The 18,500-nt window shown below is 54.7% G+C and carries 15 protein-coding genes; 13 read left to right on the top strand and 2 right to left on the bottom strand.

What is annotated here, in order from left to right:
* Positions 1–5: 5 nt before the first annotated feature.
* The gene (gene queG, locus M8006_RS02935; RefSeq protein WP_250079883.1) at positions 6–1,178 is read right to left on the bottom strand and encodes a tRNA epoxyqueuosine(34) reductase QueG; all 1,173 of its coding nucleotides are present in this window, start codon (positions 1,176–1,178) and stop codon (positions 6–8) included.
* Positions 1,179–1,210: 32 nt separating this feature from the next.
* Between queG and M8006_RS02930 the strand changes: the two genes are divergently transcribed.
* The 11 genes from M8006_RS02930 to M8006_RS02880 all read left to right on the top strand — a co-directional run bounded on the left by M8006_RS02930 (position 1,211) and on the right by M8006_RS02880 (position 14,302).
* Positions 1,211–2,743 (top strand): NAD(P)H-hydrate dehydratase, encoded by a 1,533-nt coding sequence (locus tag M8006_RS02930; RefSeq protein WP_284046900.1) that lies wholly within the window; start codon positions 1,211–1,213, stop codon positions 2,741–2,743.
* A gap of 11 nt (positions 2,744–2,754) precedes the next feature.
* A complete protein-coding gene (gene tsaE, locus M8006_RS02925) occupies positions 2,755–3,234 on the top strand; it encodes a tRNA (adenosine(37)-N6)-threonylcarbamoyltransferase complex ATPase subunit type 1 TsaE (protein ID WP_250079879.1) in 480 nt (159 codons plus the stop codon).
* Between the two features lie 126 nt (positions 3,235–3,360).
* Positions 3,361–4,719, top strand: a complete 1,359-nt coding sequence (locus M8006_RS02920) for an N-acetylmuramoyl-L-alanine amidase (RefSeq protein WP_250079955.1) — start codon at positions 3,361–3,363, stop codon at positions 4,717–4,719.
* A 37-nt stretch (positions 4,720–4,756) separates the two neighbouring features.
* On the top strand, positions 4,757–6,688 hold the full coding sequence (mutL, locus tag M8006_RS02915; RefSeq protein ID WP_250079877.1) for a DNA mismatch repair endonuclease MutL: 1,932 nt from the start codon (positions 4,757–4,759) through the stop codon (positions 6,686–6,688).
* 24 nt (positions 6,689–6,712) lie between these two features.
* On the top strand, positions 6,713–7,651 hold the full coding sequence (gene miaA / locus M8006_RS02910; protein ID WP_250079875.1) for a tRNA (adenosine(37)-N6)-dimethylallyltransferase MiaA: 939 nt from the start codon (positions 6,713–6,715) through the stop codon (positions 7,649–7,651).
* Positions 7,652–7,755: 104 nt separating this feature from the next.
* Positions 7,756–8,004 (top strand): RNA chaperone Hfq, encoded by a 249-nt coding sequence (gene hfq, locus M8006_RS02905; protein WP_250079873.1) that lies wholly within the window; start codon positions 7,756–7,758, stop codon positions 8,002–8,004.
* A 39-nt stretch (positions 8,005–8,043) separates the two neighbouring features.
* Positions 8,044–9,354: a ribosome rescue GTPase HflX gene (gene hflX / locus M8006_RS02900; protein ID WP_250079871.1), complete on the top strand. Its 1,311-nt coding sequence runs from the start codon at positions 8,044–8,046 to the stop codon at positions 9,352–9,354.
* A 115-nt stretch (positions 9,355–9,469) separates the two neighbouring features.
* On the top strand, positions 9,470–10,708 hold the full coding sequence (hflK, locus tag M8006_RS02895; protein WP_250079869.1) for an FtsH protease activity modulator HflK: 1,239 nt from the start codon (positions 9,470–9,472) through the stop codon (positions 10,706–10,708).
* Positions 10,709–11,596 (top strand): protease modulator HflC, encoded by an 888-nt coding sequence (hflC, locus tag M8006_RS02890; protein ID WP_250079867.1) that lies wholly within the window; start codon positions 10,709–10,711, stop codon positions 11,594–11,596.
* A gap of 220 nt (positions 11,597–11,816) precedes the next feature.
* Positions 11,817–13,010, top strand: coding sequence for an ATP phosphoribosyltransferase regulatory subunit (locus M8006_RS02885; protein ID WP_250079865.1), 1,194 nt, complete (start codon positions 11,817–11,819; stop codon positions 13,008–13,010).
* Positions 13,010–14,302: an adenylosuccinate synthase gene (locus M8006_RS02880; RefSeq protein ID WP_250079863.1), complete on the top strand. Its 1,293-nt coding sequence runs from the start codon at positions 13,010–13,012 to the stop codon at positions 14,300–14,302. The genes M8006_RS02885 and M8006_RS02880 overlap by 1 nt, the downstream gene beginning before the upstream one ends.
* A 28-nt stretch (positions 14,303–14,330) precedes the next feature.
* Here M8006_RS02880 and cobO read toward each other — a convergent pair whose 3' ends face one another.
* On the bottom strand, positions 14,331–14,930 hold the full coding sequence (gene cobO / locus M8006_RS02875; protein ID WP_250079861.1) for a cob(I)yrinic acid a,c-diamide adenosyltransferase: 600 nt from the start codon (positions 14,928–14,930) through the stop codon (positions 14,331–14,333).
* Between the two features lie 225 nt (positions 14,931–15,155).
* On the opposite strand from cobO, the gene M8006_RS02870 reads away from it, so the two are divergent.
* Both M8006_RS02870 and pepN read left to right on the top strand, forming a co-directional pair.
* Positions 15,156–15,641, top strand: a complete 486-nt coding sequence (locus M8006_RS02870; RefSeq protein WP_250079859.1) for a YajQ family cyclic di-GMP-binding protein — start codon at positions 15,156–15,158, stop codon at positions 15,639–15,641.
* A 94-nt stretch (positions 15,642–15,735) separates the two neighbouring features.
* On the top strand, positions 15,736–18,366 hold the full coding sequence (pepN, locus tag M8006_RS02865; protein WP_250079858.1) for an aminopeptidase N: 2,631 nt from the start codon (positions 15,736–15,738) through the stop codon (positions 18,364–18,366).
* The last annotated feature ends 134 nt before the right edge of the window (positions 18,367–18,500 follow it).

The raw sequence follows: 18,500 nt of genomic DNA, 5'->3' as shown, positions 1-18,500 counted from the left end.
CTAGGCTAGTAGTGCGCGACTGTGGCGATGCGCGCGTGACGTTTTTGGCGCTGCTCGGCCAGCGCCCAGGCGACGTGTTCGCGCACTAAGGCATTGGGGAAGCTTCGGCGTGCCCAGAGGGCGGCGTTCACTGCCTCGCTCCATGGTGCATTTCCCAGTGCCACGGCAATGTTGCGCAGCCAGCGGGGATAGCCGATGCGGCGGATTGCGCTGCCGGCGGTTTTGTCCAAAAATTCTTCTTCGCTCCAGGCAAAAAGGGTGAGTAGCTCAGCGCGGTCAAGATCGTGGCGCGGGTGAAAGTCCGCTTCTTGCGTTGGCTGGGCAAAGCGAGTGAAGGGGCAAAAAAGTTGGCAGTCGTCGCAGCCGTAGATGCGATTGCCCATGGCGCGGCGATATTCGAGCGGAATCGCGCCGTGAAGCTCAATGGTGAGATACGAGATGCACTTGCGCGAATCGACGACTTTATCCGCCACGATGGCCCCGGTAGGACAAACGCGTTGGCAGGCATCGCAGCTGCCGCAGTGTTCGTGCGCGAAAGGTGAATCAGTCGGTAGCGGTAGATCGGTGTAGAGCTCGCCGAGGAAAAATAGCGACCCCGCTTTTGGGGTAAGCAGCATGGCGTTTTTACCAAACCAGCCGAGTCCGGCTTTTTGCGCTAAAGCGCGTTCCATCACCGGGGCAGAATCGACAAAGGCGCGGTAACCGAAGGAGCCGACCGCATGTTCAATCTTTTTGGCCAGTTGCGCCAGGCGTTTACGCATCAGTTTGTGATAATCGCGCCCTAGGGCATAGCGTGAAATATAGGCACGCTCGGGCGTTTGTAGCTGTTTGACGTTGTCGACCTCAGTCGGGAGATAGTCCATGCGCACGCTGATCACGCGCTGTGTGCCAGGTTCCAACTCAGCAGGGCGGGTTCGCTTAGTACCATGTTTGGCCATAAACCCCATGTCACCGTGGTAGCCGTGATCCAGCCACGTATTTAGGTGCTGCTCGTGGTCGGCAAGCTCGGTGTCGGTAATGCCGACCTGCTGAAAACCCAGTTCACCACCCCAGCGTTTGATGTCATCGGCAAGACCTGCAAGCGTCGCGGTGGAAAGCACCTCAGGCTGGCTTGCCAAAGAAGGTTGATTGGCACTGTGTGCGGGCTTAGCAGGATGGGATGCGCTAGGGTTGGGCATAATAGCAGTACAGCCGTAAACATGAGCACGCTATGCTAACGCTAACGTCACAGCATGCGAAAGGAGATTCCGTGAGCTTATTAAGATCTTCAGCGCTCAGGCCGCTCTACACGGCCGAGCAGGTAGGCGAGTTAGATCGTCGTACCATTGCCAGCGGTATCGATGGTTTTGCCCTGATGCAGCGCGCAGCATCGAGTGCCTGGCACAGTTTTCGCGCTCGCTGGCCGCAAGCGCGCACAGTCAGCGTGCTTTGTGGTGGTGGTAATAACGGGGGCGATGGTCATGTGTTTGCCGCACTTGCCGCACAGTCGGGGCTAAAGGTGCAGCGCGTCACGCTCAAGCCGATAAGTGAGCTCAAAAACGATGCGCTAAAAGCCGCTGAGCTCGCCACTGCTGCCGGTGTGTGTGATGAACCTTGGCGGCCAGATCTCGTGCTAAGCGGGGAAGTGGTTGTTGATGCGCTCTTAGGCACTGGCTTGAATGGCGAAGTGGCCGGGCGTTTTCGTGATGCCATTAAGGCTTTGAATGCTGCCGCAAAGCCGGTGTTGGCGATTGATATCCCGTCAGGGCTTGCCGCTGATACCGGGGCGGTGCTTGGAGTGGCCGTACAGGCCGCGTGCACGGTGACCTTTATCGGCGACAAAATCGGCTTACATACGGGCGAGGCACCGGCGTATATTGGCGAGATTGACTTTCGCCCGCTGGGAGTGAAGTCGCAGGCCTATTTTGATATCCCACCGACGGCTTGGCGCTTAAGCGAAACGCTGCTGGCAGAGGCGTTTACGCCGCGCAAGCGTACAGCGCACAAGGGCGACATGGGGCATGTGTTGGTGCTGGGCGGCGCACCGGGCTTTGGCGGTGCGGGGCTCTTAGCCTCTCAGGCGGCCGCGCGGCTTGGGGCGGGTAAAATCAGCCTGGCGACAGCACCTGAGCACGTGGTGGCGAGCCTTATGCGCTGCCCAGAGGTGATGGCCCACGGCGTACGGGGCGCGGCAGAGTTAGGCGAGTTGCCTGAGCAAAGCGATGTGGTGGTGGTAGGGCCCGGCCTTGGCCAAGGGGCATGGGGGCAGGCGATGTTGCAAAGCGCACTGAATACCGATAAGCCACTTGTGATTGATGCCGATGGGCTCAATCTTTTAGCCAGTCACTGGGCTGATACCCGTCGTGATAACTGGGTGTTAACGCCGCATCCCGGCGAGGCCGCGCGGCTGCTCGGAATTAGCCCCAAAGAGGTGCAGGCTGATCGGCCCGCCGCAGCACTCGCACTGCAGCAACAGCGTGGCGGCACGGTTATCTTAAAAGGCGCCGGTACGCTGATCGCAGGGTCGAGAGGTCTGTTGATTTGTCCGTACGGTAACCCAGGAATGGCCAGTGGCGGCATGGGCGATGTGCTAAGCGGTATGCTGGGGGCGCTAATAGCGCAACGACACGAGAGTGAAGAAAGTGCTTGGCTTGCGACGGTGGTACATGCATTAGCTGCCGATATGGGTGCCACAAAACACGGTGAACGTGGCTTGCTTGCCAGTGATCTGGCATCCTATGCACGTTCATTAATCAATTCGTGAGGTCTGCTCTCATGCAGGTGCCGCTGCCCAATGAAGATCTTCAGGTTGCCTTTGGTGAAGCGCTTGGTCGCGTGCTTCAAGGGCGTGGGCGCGTTTACCTAGAAGGCGAGTTGGGGACGGGAAAAACCACGCTCGCCCGGGGGGTATTGAGGGCGCATGGCTATCATGGAGCGGTCAAAAGCCCGACGTATACTTTGATTGAGCCTTATGAGCTTAACGACCAGCGGCTTTATCACCTGGATTTATACCGCCTCGGGGACCCTGAGGAGCTGGAGTTTATCGGTGGACGCGATGTGCTAGACGACGAGGCCTTGTGTTTGGTTGAGTGGCCGAGCCGAGGCGAGGGATGGCTCCCCACGGAAGATCTGCGTATTCACTTGTCAGTGGCAGATAGTGGCCGCGTGGCTAGCATTAATGCCGAAACCAAGCGAGGGGAGCAGTGGCTTTCTGCGTTGGAAAAAGCATGGGAGTCATCGGTTGGCACAAAATAGCGAGCAGTTATGACAAGGCGACTTGCAGATAGCCCAGCCCATGTATGGCGAAAGGTGGTAGCCGTTGCGGTGCTTTTTACCGTTAGTGTCGCAAGCGATAGCGTAAAGGCGGCCAACGTTGAAAGTATGCGCCTTTGGGCGGCACCCGACCACGCGCGGCTTGTGTTTGATCTTTCTGGAGCCGTTGACGCGAATGTCTTTAGCCTCGATTCGCCCTCGCGGCTGGTGATCGATATAGATACAAGCAAACTGGCTACCGATGTTAGCACGTTGCCGCTAGATGGCAGTGCCATTTCTACCGTGAGGACGGGGAGGCGTAACGGCGATGATTTACGTGTTGTGCTTGAGCTTAATCGGAAGGTAGAACCACGCCACTTTACGCTGCCTCCCAACGATCAGTACGGCCACCGTTTGGTGGTGGATTTGGAGTACCCGGGTGAAAACGCGATTGAAAACCCGATTGACCCGATCGAGTCGATGATTCGCGAACAGGAGATTGCGGCTCAACGTGCCAGCGCCCAGCGCGATATAGGTGGTAACTCGTCGACCGCACCTGAAGATACCACGGTGCAAAAAGCACAACCGCATCCTAAGCGCGATATTATTATTGCCGTCGACGCTGGCCACGGAGGTGAAGATCCCGGGGCGATTGGGCCTAGCGGCACCCGCGAAAAAGATATCGTGCTGGAAATCAGCCGACGCTTGGCCGATAAGGTCAATGCAACGCCTGGCTTTAAAGCGGTACTGATTCGCGACGGTGACTACTATATTGGTTTGCGTCAGCGCACCCAACTTGCTCGCGAGCAAAAAGCCGACTTTTTTGTTTCCATTCATGCCGATGCATTTTCCAGCCCACGCCCACAAGGGAGTTCCGTGTACGCGCTGTCTCAGCGCGGGGCGACTTCCGAGACAGCTCAGTGGCTGGCTAACAGTGAAAACCGCGCTGACCTAATCGGGGGTGTCGATGGTAACCTTTCACTGCGTGATAAAGACCAGGTGCTTCGCGGCGTATTGCTTGATTTGACGATGACCGCCACGCTTAACGATTCGCTATCGATTGGTGGTCAAGTGCTTGATCAACTCAGCCGGGTGAACCGGTTGCATAAATCGCGCGTTGAGCAGGCGGGCTTTATGGTGTTGAAATCGCCCGACATCCCTTCGTTATTGGTGGAAACAGGGTTTATTTCCAACCCGGACGAAGAGCGTCGGTTGAAAAGTGCGAGCCATCAAGAGCGTATCGCCACGGCGCTACTTAACGGCGTGAAAGGGCATTTTGAGCGTCATCCACCGCCGTCGAGCCTGCTCGCTTGGCAGCGCGACCATCAGCGCGGCCCGCTCGGCGATGAGTATCGTATTCAGTCCGGTGATACGCTTTCAGCGATTGCGGTGCAACACGGCGTGCCAGTGAACCATCTAAAGCAGGCCAACGACCTCAATGGCGATGTGATTCGTGTTGGTCAGGTGTTACGTATCCCCAACTCTTAGGGGGTCCGCGTTTTTTGTTAACCGTTTTGAGGTAACTGTGTCCGAAACGATCGCTACTCACGCGTCCCGTATCCATGTGCTTGATCCACGTTTGGCCAACCAAATTGCTGCTGGCGAAGTGGTCGAGCGTCCTGCATCGGTAACCAAAGAATTGCTGGAAAATGCCATTGACGCGGGTAGCCGACGTATTGAGCTAGACGTAGAGCAGGGCGGCACACGGTTGATTAAAGTACGTGATGACGGCGTGGGTATTGGGGAGGAGGATTTGCCCTTGGCGCTTGCTCGTCATGCGACCAGTAAAATTGAAAGCCTGGAAGATTTAGAAGGCGTCAGTTCGCTGGGTTTTCGTGGCGAGGCACTGGCGTCCATTAGCTCGGTGTCGCGCTTGGAATTGATTTCCAACGCCTCAGACGACCCACGTGATGGCTGGCGCGTCGTGGCGGAAGGGCGCGGTATGGAGTCGCGGGTTAGCCCCGCACCACATCCGCGAGGGACCAGCGTGAGCGTGCGGGATCTTTTCTTCAATACGCCCGCAAGGCGCAAGTTTTTGCGGACGGAAAAGACTGAATTCGCCCATGTTGAAGAAGCTTTTCGACGTCAGGCGCTCTCCCGCTACGATATTGCCTGGGTATTGCGACATAATCAGAAAACCGTGCACCAGCTTCCTCCAGGTGATTCACCGGCGGCCCGCGAACGGCGTATTGCGTCACTGTTAGGTAAAAACTTTATTGAGCATGCCCGTTTTATCGAGCGCGAGGCGGGGGCGCTGCGACTTTCTGGCTGGGTGGGCTTACCCACACACTCGCGCGCCCAGGCGGATCAGCAGTACTTTTTTGTTAATGGTCGCGTGGTGCGTGATCGCTTAGTGGCGCACGCGGTACGCCAGGCTTACCGCGATGTCCTCTATAATGGGCGCCATCCGGTGTTTGTGCTCTATTTGGATTTAGATCCCGATGTGGTCGACGTTAACGTACACCCGACTAAGCATGAAGTGCGCTTTCGCGATGGGCGCATGGTGCACGATTTTTTATATTCCAGTTTGCACCACTGTTTGGCGCATACGCAGCCGGTTGCTGAGAATTCAGTAGGCGAAGAAAATGCCCTACCTCCCACTGTCGAACAAGTGCAGGAGACCACCACGCTAGCGGATGAGCCATCAGCAGCACCACATCGCTGGGAACAGCAGGGTATCGCGCTAGCGCCTGCGTCAGATCGACATCCGGGGGCGGCGCGGGTTCGCCGTTTTATGCAGGGTTACCAGGCTCTCCATCCCGATCACGAGGAGACACTGCTTACGCCCCAAACAACAGCCGACACCGCTTCTCCCAACGCCGTGCACGAGGTTGCGGTAGCCCCGAGTATGCCGCCGCATGACCCTGCGGCTGCGCCGCCTCTCGGCTACGCGTTAGGGCAGCTGCACGGGGTGTATATTCTGGCGCAAAATCGCGACGGACTGGTATTGGTGGATATGCATGCGGCCCATGAACGCATCGTTTATGAGCGGATGAAACACCAGTGGGCGCAAAACGGCATAGACACCCAGCCGTTGCTTGTGCCGGTGTCGCTAGCGGCTAGTCGTGCGGAGGTGGCAACGGTAGAAAGTGAATACGAAGCCATCACTAAGCTGGGTGTGGAGCTTGATATCGCCGGGCCCGAAACACTGTTGGTGAGGCAGCTTCCAGCGCTTTTGGCACAGGCCGACCCCGAGCCGCTTGTGCGTGAGCTTTTAGAAGAGTTGGCGCACTTTGGTCGCTCTCAGCAGGTAGAGATTCGTATCCATACGTTGCTTTCCACCATGGCGTGCCACGGAAGCGTCAGAGCGAACCGTCGCCTCACGCTTGATGAAATGAATGCATTACTGCGCGATATGGAACGCACTGAGCGTAGTGATCAGTGCAACCATGGCCGCCCCACCTGGACGCAAATGGATATGAGAGCGCTGGATAAACTGTTTTTACGTGGGCAATAAGATGACTCAGAAGCCGTGTTTAGCATGAGTGATTCTCGCCCTTTGGCCGTCTTTCTCATGGGGCCGACCGCCGCGGGTAAAACCGATGCGGCCATTGCGTTACATGAGCGTTTAGGCTGTGAGCTGATCAGCGTCGATTCCGCCATGGTGTATCGCGGCATGGATATTGGCAGTGCTAAGCCTAGCGCTTTGGAACTAAAACGCGCGCCGCATCGTCTGATCAATATCCGTGACCCGGGCAGCCCGTATTCAGCAGCGGACTTTCGACAAGATGCGCTTTGTGAGATGCGGCAAATTAGCGCGGCAGGCAAAGTGCCGCTGCTCGTGGGTGGCACCATGCTCTATTTCAAGCAGCTGGTAGACGGCGTGGCAAACCTGCCGGCTGCATCTCCTGCGATTCGCACTCACCTTGAGCGGCGCTGCAGGGAAGAGGGGCTTTTGGCGCTTCATCGCACCTTGGCAGAAATTGATCCTGAAGCGGGACAACGAATACATCCCAATGATCCGCAGCGTACCATGCGAGCGTTAGAGGTGTATTACGCCAGTGGACGGCCAATGAGTGAGCTCTGGGCTGAGCAAGAGGCCCCATCCTTTTCATGGCGTGTGGTGTCGATTGCTCTGGCGCCAGAAAGCCGTAGGGTGCTGCATCAACGCATTGCGCAGCGCTTCGCCTTAATGCTAGAAGAGGGGTTAATTGACGAAGTGGCCGCCCTTAAGCAGCGTGATGACCTACACTTGGGTTTGCCGGCAATGAAAAGTGTTGGTTACCGCCAAGTGTGGGAGTACTTGGATGGCGACATGGACCGCGCAGCGCTTTTTGAGCGTGGTGTTATCGCCACTCGCCAGCTGGCTAAGCGTCAGCTCACTTGGCTCAGGCGTTGGAAAGAGCTGCACTGGGTTGATTCACAACAAGCCCATGCGTTAGATAACGTACTGAAACTCGTGCGTGAAAGCGGTGCTTAGCGTAAGATAGTCTGTTCATAGAAAATGTTTTCGAGCGGTCGGCTTAGCCGACCTTTCGGGTAACAAGATCAACCAACCCCAACGACAGTTTTAGGGAGAGTAAGATGTCCAAAGGGCAGTCCCTTCAAGACCCATACTTGAATATTTTGCGCAAGGAGCGCATTCCGGTCTCCATCTTTTTGGTGAACGGTATTAAGCTGCAGGGCCAAATTGAGTCGTTTGACCAGTTTGTGATTCTGCTTCGTAACACCGTCAGTCAGATGGTTTACAAACATGCCATTTCGACCGTGGTACCGTCTCGCAATGTACGCCTGCCTGCTCAAGATCCGGTGGCAGCGGATGACGAGGTTTAAAGTCACGTTGAAAAGGCAAAACAGTCCATGAGGTATTGATTGTTTTTTGAGCGCCCCGACGCCGGTGAAACGGCCCTACTTGTGCATGTCGATTTTCATGATGAGCGCGAGCGCGAAGACGCAGGTGAGTTTCTAGAGCTTGTTCGCTCTGCTGGTGCAGTGCCTGCGACGCTGTTAACCGCTAGTCGACAACGCCCTGACTCGAGAACGTTTATCGGCTCAGGCAAGCTTGAAGAGCTGCGAGCAATGCTTGCGGCTCATCAAGCTGAGCTGGTAATTTTTAATCACGGTTTAAGCCCTTCGCAACAGCGCAACCTGGAACACGAACTGAAGTGCCGGGTGTTGGACCGGACGGGATTAATCCTGGATATTTTTGCGCAGCGGGCTCGAACACACGAAGGCAAGCTGCAGGTCGAGCTTGCTCAGTTAGAGTACATGTCCACCCGTCTTGTGCGAGGGTGGACACACCTTGAACGTCAAAAAGGTGGGATTGGCCTTCGCGGCCCGGGTGAGACACAGCTAGAAACTGACCGTCGCTTGTTGCGTGCGCGAATTAAAGCTATCCATAAGCGCCTGGACAAAGTACGTAGCCAGCGCGAGCAAAGTCGCCGAGCCCGTTCCCGTGCCGAAATTCCCAGTATTTCGCTCGTAGGTTATACCAATGCGGGTAAATCAACGCTGTTTAATTCACTGACTGATTCTTCGGTGTATGCAGCAGACCAACTTTTTGCCACGCTAGATCCCACGCTTAGACGCATAGAAATCGACGATGTTGGTTCGGTTGTTATGGCGGATACCGTGGGGTTTATCCGCCACTTACCCCACAAGCTGGTCGAGGCCTTTCAAGCGACGTTGCAGGAAGCTGCAGACGCTACGCTTTTGGTGCATGTGATTGATGCCGCCGACCCTGATCGTGACATGAACGTAGAGCAGGTTGAGCGTGTACTGAAAGAGATCGGCGCCGACGACGTACCAATGCTTAAGGTCATGAACAAAATTGATCAGTTGGACAGCGCGCCACGTATTGAACGCGATGGCAATGGTATGCCAGAAGTGGTATGGGTGTCGGCGCAAGAACAGCGGGGGCTAGATCTGTTAGAGCAAGCCTTTAGTGAGCGTCTCGCCAATGATGTCATTGACTTTTCTATGACGCTGCACCCCGAGCAGGGCAAGCTGCGTGCGGGGTTGCATGAGCTCAATGCTGTTCGTGAAGAATTCTTTGACGAGCAGGGGCGCTCGGTGCTGGAAGTTCGCTTGCCTCGGCGGGATTTTAATCAGCTAATGGCGCAGCTTGGCGAGCGCGCCAACACATATTTACCTAAAATATTACAAGAACCCGCAGAGTGGTAAGCCGCTTTTTATTGTTTTTGTAATGGATTTGTATAGGTTTTTCGGCAACAATAGCTATGTACACAGCGCCTTATTTCGTCGCAGGTACAGCTGAACACCTTAGTGGAGAAAACGTATGGCCTGGAATGAGCCCGGTGGTGGCAACCAGCACGACCCTTGGAGTAGCGGTGGTCGACGCGGTGACGGCAATCGTGGTGGCAACAACGGAGGGAATAACCAAGGACCTCCAGATCTTGATGAGGCGTTGAAGAAATTTCAGGACAAGCTTAACGGCATGTTGGGTGGCAAGGGTAAGAAAGGTAATGGTGGCGGCGGTAAAAAAGGCGGTGGTGGTAACAAACCGCGTAACGTTTTTGCGCTACCAGGCCTTCTTATTATTGTCGCGTTGGCGATTTGGGCGGCGTCGGGTTTCTACTTAGTCGATCAATCCGAGCGTGGTGTGGTGCTGCGTTTTGGTAAGTACCAAGAAACCGTGATGCCCGGTTTGCAGTGGAATCCGCCGTTGGTCGACGACGTGCGCATGGTGAATGTCACCCGTGTTCGTTCGTTAACGCAAACCAAATCGATGCTGACTCGCGATGAAAACATCGTTGAAGTGGAAATTTCAGCACAGTACCGAGTGGCTGATCCACGTAATTATGTTCTCAACGTACGTGACCCGAGTCTCTCTATCGCAAATGCGCTCGATTCCTCGCTTCGCCACGTCGTAGGGGGAACCGATATGATTGAAATACTAACCTCTGGGCGTGAAGTGCTAGGTAGCTCGGTGGCAAGTCGATTGCAAAACTATCTCAACACTTACGGCATCGGCATTGCGCTGCAAACGATCAATATTGAGTCAACGGCAGCGCCTGATCCTGTTATTGATGCCTTTGACGACGTTATTCGTGCGCGTGAAGATAGGCAGCGGATCATCAACGAAGCAATCGCGTATGCCAACTCGGTAATCCCCGAAGCACAAGGTCAAGCGCAGCGCATCATTGAGCAAGGCCAAGGGTATCGTGAATCCGTCGTGGCAGAAGCACAAGGCCAGGCTAACCGCTTTAATTCGCTGCTTAGTGAGTATCAAAATTCCCCTGAGATCATGCGTGAGCGTATGTACCTTGATTCTCTTCAAGAAGTCTATGAAGGAACGCCAAAAGTCCTCATGGACGTAAGCGACAATGCACCGCTGATGTATCTCCCGCTGAATCAAATAAGTGGCGGCAGTAGTGGCGGTTCGTCAAACCAAAACAGCCGTAACAGTCTCGATCCACGTGTACTTGAGCGCTTAAGCAGTGGTCAAAGCAGCCAAAATAGTCGTAGTGGATCATCTTCGAACAGCAGTAACTCTATTCGCAGGGAGGGCCGGTAAATGATTAATAATCGTTCCCTGCTGATCGTTGGTGGCTTGGCTGCGGTCGCCTGGTTAGCCAGCAACAGTTTGTACGTCGTGGATGAAACCGAGCGTGCGGTAAAGTTACGCTTTGGTGAAATCATCGAAGAGAATATCCAGCCGGGTCTGCACGTGAAAGTGCCGATCACACAAACGGTGCGTACATTTGATACGCGCTTGTTGACGCTGGATACGGATACAAGCCGTTATCTCACGCAAGAGCAAAAAGCGGTAATCGTAGACTCCTACGTCAAGTGGCAGATTGTTAATCCGACACGTTACTATGAGGCTACCTCGGGTGACGAAATGGTCGCTGAGCGTCTGATTCAGCCGCGTGTTGATGAAAGCTTGCGTAACGAATTTGGCCGCTTGAAGTTGCAGCAAATTATCGCTGAGCGTCGTGATGACATAATGACTGGGCCGACCGAAGAGCTCGATAAGCTCATGCGTGAGGAACTGGGCGTTGCGATACGCGATATTCGCATCAAACGGATTGACCTGCCCGATGACGTGACTTCTGCGGTTTTCGAGCGGATGCGCTCTGAGCGTGAAAGGGAGGCGCGTGAGTGGCGTGCACAAGGCCGAGAAGAGTCGGAGCGCATTCGCGCTAATGCGGATCGCCGCCGTCAGGTCCTGCTGGCCCAGGCTAATGAGCGTTCTGAGACACTGCGCGGTGAAGGGGATGCACAAGCCGCGTCTATCTTCTCTGAGGCATACAGCCAAGATGGTGAGTTTTTCGCTTTCTGGCGTAGCTTGGAAGCCTATCGTGAAAGCTTCTCGGGTGATGGCAACTTGTTGGTGCTAGAGCCGGATAGTGAGTTCTTCCGCTACCTTCGTAGTGCTTCACCGAGCAATAATGCACAGTAGCATTGCATAGCGTTGTCTGTACCGGGTGGACCTTTATTGCGGGGTTCACCCGAGCGGCAAACATGGTAAACTTCGTTAACCGGGCGATGCCCGGTTTTTTTGTGGCCCGGTTTCCGTGGCTTAGATTTGTCGACTCAGGCTTTTTGTGGCCCGTTTCTTGACGTCTAATTTTTGTCGCTTGTACCGAGGCTTTATATTGTCGTCTCGCAGGATTGTTCATATGACCATCGCTGACCGCTGGCTATTGCCTGATGGCATGGATGAGGTGTTACCGCCTCAGGCAAGCCGTATGGAAGAACTGCGTCGTACGCTGCTGGATCTCTACCACGGTTGGGGTTACGACCAAGTCATGCCACCCCCCGTGGAATTTCTAGATTCGCTGTTAACGGGCACGGGTACTGATCTCGATTTGCAAACGTTTAAGCTCACCGACCAGCTGACTGGCCGGATGATGGGTGCCAGTGCCGATGTGACGCCTCAAGTGGCGCGTATGGACGCCCACTCGTTGCGCCGCCAAGGGCCGGTACGGCTTTGCTACTGCACCAACGTGCTTCGCGCTAAAGCGGATCAGCATCAAGGTGGTCGTAGCCCGGTTCAGGTCGGCGTCGAGCTTTTTGGTCACGCAGGCTTAGAGGCGGACAGTGAGATTATTCACCTTGCATTGACGAGCTTGACCGCCTCGGGCGCGCGTGAAATTCACCTCGCACTGGGCCATATTGGTATCTATCGGAGTTTGGTTGAAGCGGCAGAACTTAACCACGATCAAGAGCGTGCCCTATTTGACGCCCTGGCGTTAAAATCACCTGGGGCGCTTGCCGAACAAGTCAGTGCGAGTGTTACTGACCCGGCGCTGGGCGCCATGTTCAACGCGTTGGGTGAGCTGCATGGGGATGTCAGTATTATACAACAGGCGCGTGATGTCTTTGCCGGCGCACCGGTGTCGGTCAAAACCGCACTTGACGAGTTAGATGCCCTCCACCAGAGCGTGCTGGCGCATTTTGAGGTGGATCTTTACGTGGATCTGGCTGAGCTACGTGGCTACGAATACCACACGGGTATGATGTTTGCCGCTTACGTGCCAGGCTACGGTCAGGCGCTGGCGAAAGGCGGTCGCTATGATGATACAGGCAGAGCCTTTGGGCGTGCACGCCCTGCAACGGGGTTTTCAATGGACCTTAAGCAGCTTGCCTCTCTCGCCCAGGTTTTGCCTAAAAAGGGTGCTATCTGGGCGCCATCACCAGCGGATGAAGCACTTAGTTTAGCGATTGCCTCATTACGTGAGCAGGGTGAACGTGTAGTACAGGCGCTGCCAGGGCAGCGTACCGGGCCGGCGGAGCACGGGTGTGACCGCCGACTTGAGTTTATCGACGGTCGTTGGCTGCCAACGACACTGGCACAAGAGACGAGAGCATAATGGGCAAGAATGTCGTAGTACTTGGTACCCAATGGGGTGACGAAGGTAAGGGAAAAATTGTTGATCTGCTGACAGAGTCAGCATCAGCGGTCGTCCGCTTTCAGGGAGGGCACAATGCCGGTCATACACTGGTGATTGATGGGGAAAAAACCGTTCTCCACTTGATTCCTTCCGGTGTCCTGCGCCCTGATAAAACCTGCGTTATCGGTAATGGTGTCGTGCTCTCACCAGAAGCGCTGATTAAAGAGATCCGTGAGCTGGAAGACAAAGGCGTACCCGTACGCCAGCGCTTACGCCTGTCGCCCGCATGCCCATTGATTTTGCCTTACCACGTGCGTCTTGATCAGGCGCGAGAAAAAGCTCGCGGCGTGGCGAAGATTGGCACTACTGGCCGGGGCATTGGTCCTGCCTATGAAGATAAAGTGGCGCGGCGTGGTCTGCGTTTGGGCGACATGATGCACCGTGAGCGCTTTGCTTCCAAGTTAGGTGAAGTGTTGGATTACCACAACTTCGTGTTGACGAATTATCATGGCGAAGCTGCGGTAGACTTCCAAGAAGTCCTTGATAGCGCCATGCAAATGGCGGAAGAGTTGCGTCCTATGGTGGGCGATACCGTGGGGCTTGTGCATGGCATGCGCAAAGAGGGTGAAAATATCCTGTTTGAGGGCGCTCAAGGCTCGTTACTTGATATCGACCACGGTACTTATCCTTTTGTGACCAGCTCCAACACCACCGCCGGTGGTACTGCGACTGGCTCGGGTGTCGGGCCGCTTTATTTAGATTATGTGCTGGGTATCACCAAGGCGTACACCACGCGCGTGGGGTCTGGCCCGTTCCCAACCGAGCTGTTTGACGAGCATGGTCGCCACTTGGCAGAGAGAGGCCATGAGTTTGGTGCTACCACGGGGCGTCCGCGTCGTTGCGGTTGGTTTGACGCCGTAGCACTGCGTCACGCGGTGCAGATCAACTCAGTCTCTGGGATTTGTCTGACCAAACTTGACGTGCTTGATGGGCTAGAGAACATCCGCGTTTGTATCGGTTATCGCAGTAAAGACGGTGACGTACTGGATACCCCGGTGGATTCCGAAGGTTACGAAGCGATTGAGCCGCTCTACCAAGATTTACCAGGGTGGAAAGAATCCACCCTGGGGGTTAAACGCGTGGAAGATCTGCCCACTAATGCGCGCTCATATATCAGTTTCCTAGAAGAGCAAGTCGGTACTAGTATTGATATAATTTCCACCGGCCCAGATCGTATGGAAACCATCGTGCTTCGCAATCCATTCGACTAGCGCTTGCTTGTCGTACGCTAGCCGAGCCTCAGTAATCGATGCCGCGCCGTGCCTGAATACCGTTATTGAAGGCATGGCGCACTTCCTGCATTTCCGTCACGGTATCCGCCATTGCCATCAGGTCTCGATGAGCGTTTCGCCCGGTAATGATGACCGTTTGCTCGTGTGGGCGATTTTCTAGCGCTTGTTTAACCGTCTCGACATCCAAGTAGCCAAACTTCAGCATGTAGGTGATCTCATCGAGTACCACGAGATAAACGCTGGGATCTGACAACATGCGGGCGGCCTCTTGCCAAACCTCTTGGCAAGCGCGAGTGTCTTCTTCGCGGTTTTGAGTATCCCAGGTAAAGCCGGTTGCCATGATAGCTACCTGAAGGTTGGCGTCGTCTTCCAGGCGGTTGCGCTCACCGCATTCCCATAAGCCTTTAATGAACTGCACTACGCCCACCTTGTAGTCATAACCCAGTGCGCGCGTAACGGTCCCCCACGCGGCAGTAGTTTTGCCCTTTCCGTTGCCGGTATTAATGAGCAGTAATCCGCGCTGCTCGTTAGCATTGGCGACTTTTTCATCGATGTGGGTTTTGAGTTTTTGCATTGACGCTTTGTGGCGCGAATCACGATCACTCATGTTCTGACTCCTAGAGGTGAAAATTGACGGCCAGTATGCATCAGGCTGGGATGGAAATGCATCCAGATAGAGAGGTTTTGTATAGAAAATTCCTCGTTTTTGCTCTGGTTATAAAATATTTGTCTAATAAAACTTTTTCATTATCAAGACAGTGGATGAGAAGATTGGCAGATAAGCGGGTAGCTGCTCTAGAATGGTTGGCTATCTTTATTCAGGAATTGCCATATGCCCTCGTTTGATATTGTGTCCGAGTTCGACCAACACGAAGCTACCAACGCGGTCGACCAAGCTAACCGCGAGGTTCAGTCGCGTTTCGATTTCAAAGGCGTTGATGCCAACTTTCGTCTTGAAGGCGATAGCGTTCACCTTGAAGCCGACGTCGATTTCCAGCTTAAGCAGATGCTTGATGTTCTTCGCAACCGATTGATTGCCCGCGGGATTGATGCACGCTGCATGGATGCCAATGAGCCGGAGCTTTCCGGTGTCAAAGCGCGACAAACGGTGGCGCTTAAGCAAGGGCTAGATGCGGCAGAAGCAAAAGATATCGTTAAACGCATCAAAGCGAGCAAAGCCAAGGTGCAAGCGCAAATTCAAGGCGAAAAAGTTCGTGTGACGGGTAAAAAGCGTGACGACTTGCAAGGCATTATGGCGCTACTTAGAAGTGAAGAGGGACCCGATTTGCCGCTGCAGTTTGATAATTTTCGCGATTAACGCGCTACCAGTACGATTAATTCGTGACTGGCCTGCGCCGCGCTGTCATTTAACGCTTACATCTAAAGCTGCTTTTAACAAGGAGTCATGCATCATGTCCGCCCCCCAGCCGGTTTATCTTAGCGACTACCAGCCGCCCACTTATCGGGTTACCCATACCGAGCTGACGTTTGATCTTGACCCCGCCCAAACGCGTGTCAAAGCGCGCTTATCCCTTGAGCGTCACCCGGACGTTGATGCCGCCACGCCGCTATTCCTTAACGGCGAACAGCTGACGCTAACGTCTCTTGCGATTGACGGTAAAATGCTGGATGAGAGCACCTATCGCGTTGATGGGCAAGGCCTGAGCATTGATAACCCCCCTTCAGCGTTTACCTTGGAGAGTGAGGTCACGCTCGCGCCAGAAGCCAATAAGGCGCTAGAAGGGCTGTACCAATCCAGCGGCATGTACTGCACCCAGTGCGAGGCGGAAGGGTTTCGCCGCATTACCTATTACCCGGATCGTCCTGATGTCATGGCAACATTTCGCGTCACTGTGATCGGCGATAAAACCCGCGAGCCGGTGCTGCTGGCCAATGGCAACCCGGTAGAGCAGGGCGAACTGGAAGGCAATCGTCACTTTGTTACTTGGGAAGACCCGCATCCTAAGCCCTGCTATCTCTTTGCCCTAGTGGCCGGTGATTTAAACAAAATTGAAGATTACTTCACCACCATGAATGGCCGTAAGGTAACGCTGCAGTTATGGGTAGAAGCGGAAAACGTGGCGAAGACCGATCACGCTATGGCCTCGCTCAAGCGCGCAATGACGTGGGACGAAGAGACGTATGGTCGCGAGTATGATCTGGATCTTTTCATGATTGTCGCCGTCAACGACTTCAATATGGGCGCCATGGAAAATAAGGGGCTCAACATTTTTAACTCGGCGGCGGTGCTTACCCACCCTGATACCGCCACCGATGCGGCATATCAGCAGGTGGAAGGCATCGTGGCGCACGAGTACTTTCACAACTGGTCGGGTAATCGCGTGACCTGCCGCGACTGGTTTCAGCTCTCATTAAAAGAGGGCTTTACGGTCTTCCGCGACCAGTGTTTTACTGCGGATACCAACTCGGCGCCAGTCAAACGTATCCAAGACGTGTCGTTCTTTCGTACCGCGCAGTTTGCCGAAGACGCTGGCCCCACCGCACACCCGGTACGGCCGGATCATTACATCGAGATCACCAATTTCTACACGCTCACGATCTATGAAAAAGGCGCCGAGATCGTACGGATGCTTCGCAACCTGGTTGGCTGGGAAGCGTTTCGCCACGGTAGCGATCTTTACTTCTCGCGCTTTGACGGTCAAGCCGTGACGATTGAAGACTTCATCACCTGCATGGAAGAGGGCTCGGGTGTGGACCTCGGCCAGTTTATGCGCTGGTATGAACAGGCCGGTACGCCAGAAATCGATGCCCACGGCGAATACGATTACGCCCAAGCAACATATCACCTAACATTGCGTCAGCGCACGCCGGCGACGCCTGGCCAAACGGATAAAGAGTCACTGCATATCCCGGTGCGCATGGGGCTTGTCGGGACTAAATCAGGGCAAGATCTGACACTGACGCTTGATGGTGAAAAGCAGGGTAAAGATACCGTTGTGCATTTGCGCGAAGATGAGCAGACTTTTGTATTTACTGACGTTGCGGAGGCACCTGTACCATCACTGCTGCGCCATTTCTCCGCGCCCGTGAAGATACACTTCCCATATTCGCGAGAAGATTTGGCCTTTTTGTTGACACACGATAGCGACGGGTTCAACCGTTGGGATGCTGGCCAGCGATTAGCGATGCTTGCTTTGGATGATTTGATTGCGGCCCACCGTAACGGTGTGGAAAAAGTGATGGATAGCCGCGTAACAGACGCCTATCGCGCACTGCTCACCAGTCCAACCGATGACAAAGCGGTGCTTGCGGAGATGTTGGCGTTGCCTACTGAAGCTTATATCGCTGAGCAGCAGCCGCTGGTGGATATCGATGCCATTCATGCCGCCCGAGAATTTGTGCGCCAGTCGCTGGCCATGGCGCTACGCGATGAGTTTATCGCCGTTTATGAGGCGAATCAGTCTAATGAGTGTTATGCGCCAACGCCTGAGCAAATTGGTCAGCGCAGTCTCAAAAACGTGGCGTTGTCATATCTCATGTCGATTGAGGATGAGCAAGCGATTGCGTTCTGCCAGACGCAATTTGAGGCCGAGCACAATATGACCGACGTGCGCCACGCTTTGACCTTGCTGGTGCATAGCGACCGCGATGATCTCGCCTCTCCAGCGCTGAAGGCGTTTGGTGAAAAGTGGGCTACCGACCCGCTGGTGATGGATCAGTGGTTTACCCTTCAGGTTACGCGTCCTCAGGAGGATGCGCTGGAACGGGTGAAGCACCTGATGCAGCATCCTGCCTTTTCTCTCAAGAACCCTAATAAGGTGCGCGCGTTGATCGGGGCTTTTGCCCAAAACCGTATTAACTTTCACCGTCTGGATGGTGCCGGTTATGCGCTATTGGCAGACGTAGTCATTGAGCTTAATCGCTTAAACCCGGAAATCGCCGCTCGCTTGATTACACCGCTAACTCGCTGGCAGCGCTTTGATGAAAAACGTCAGGCGTTGATGCACGAACAGTTAGAACGGATTAAAGCGCAGCCGTTATCGTCAAACGTTTATGAAGTGGTGGAAAAGGCGCTCGCGTAGGCGGCTAGCATCACGGCACCTTGGCGAGCCCCGCTACTGGTTCCACAAAATCTAGAGGGAAAGAGTGCTTGAACATAATGCAGGCAAATAGTGTGACGCGAAAACATCGCGTGACTTAATACGGAAGGAGACAA

The sequence above is a fragment of the Halomonas llamarensis genome (assembly GCF_023555005.1).
GTDB classification, from domain to species: domain Bacteria; phylum Pseudomonadota; class Gammaproteobacteria; order Pseudomonadales; family Halomonadaceae; genus Vreelandella; species Vreelandella llamarensis.
Note: the sequence above shows the minus strand (reverse complement) of the source record. Positions and strands in the feature narration are given on the sequence as shown.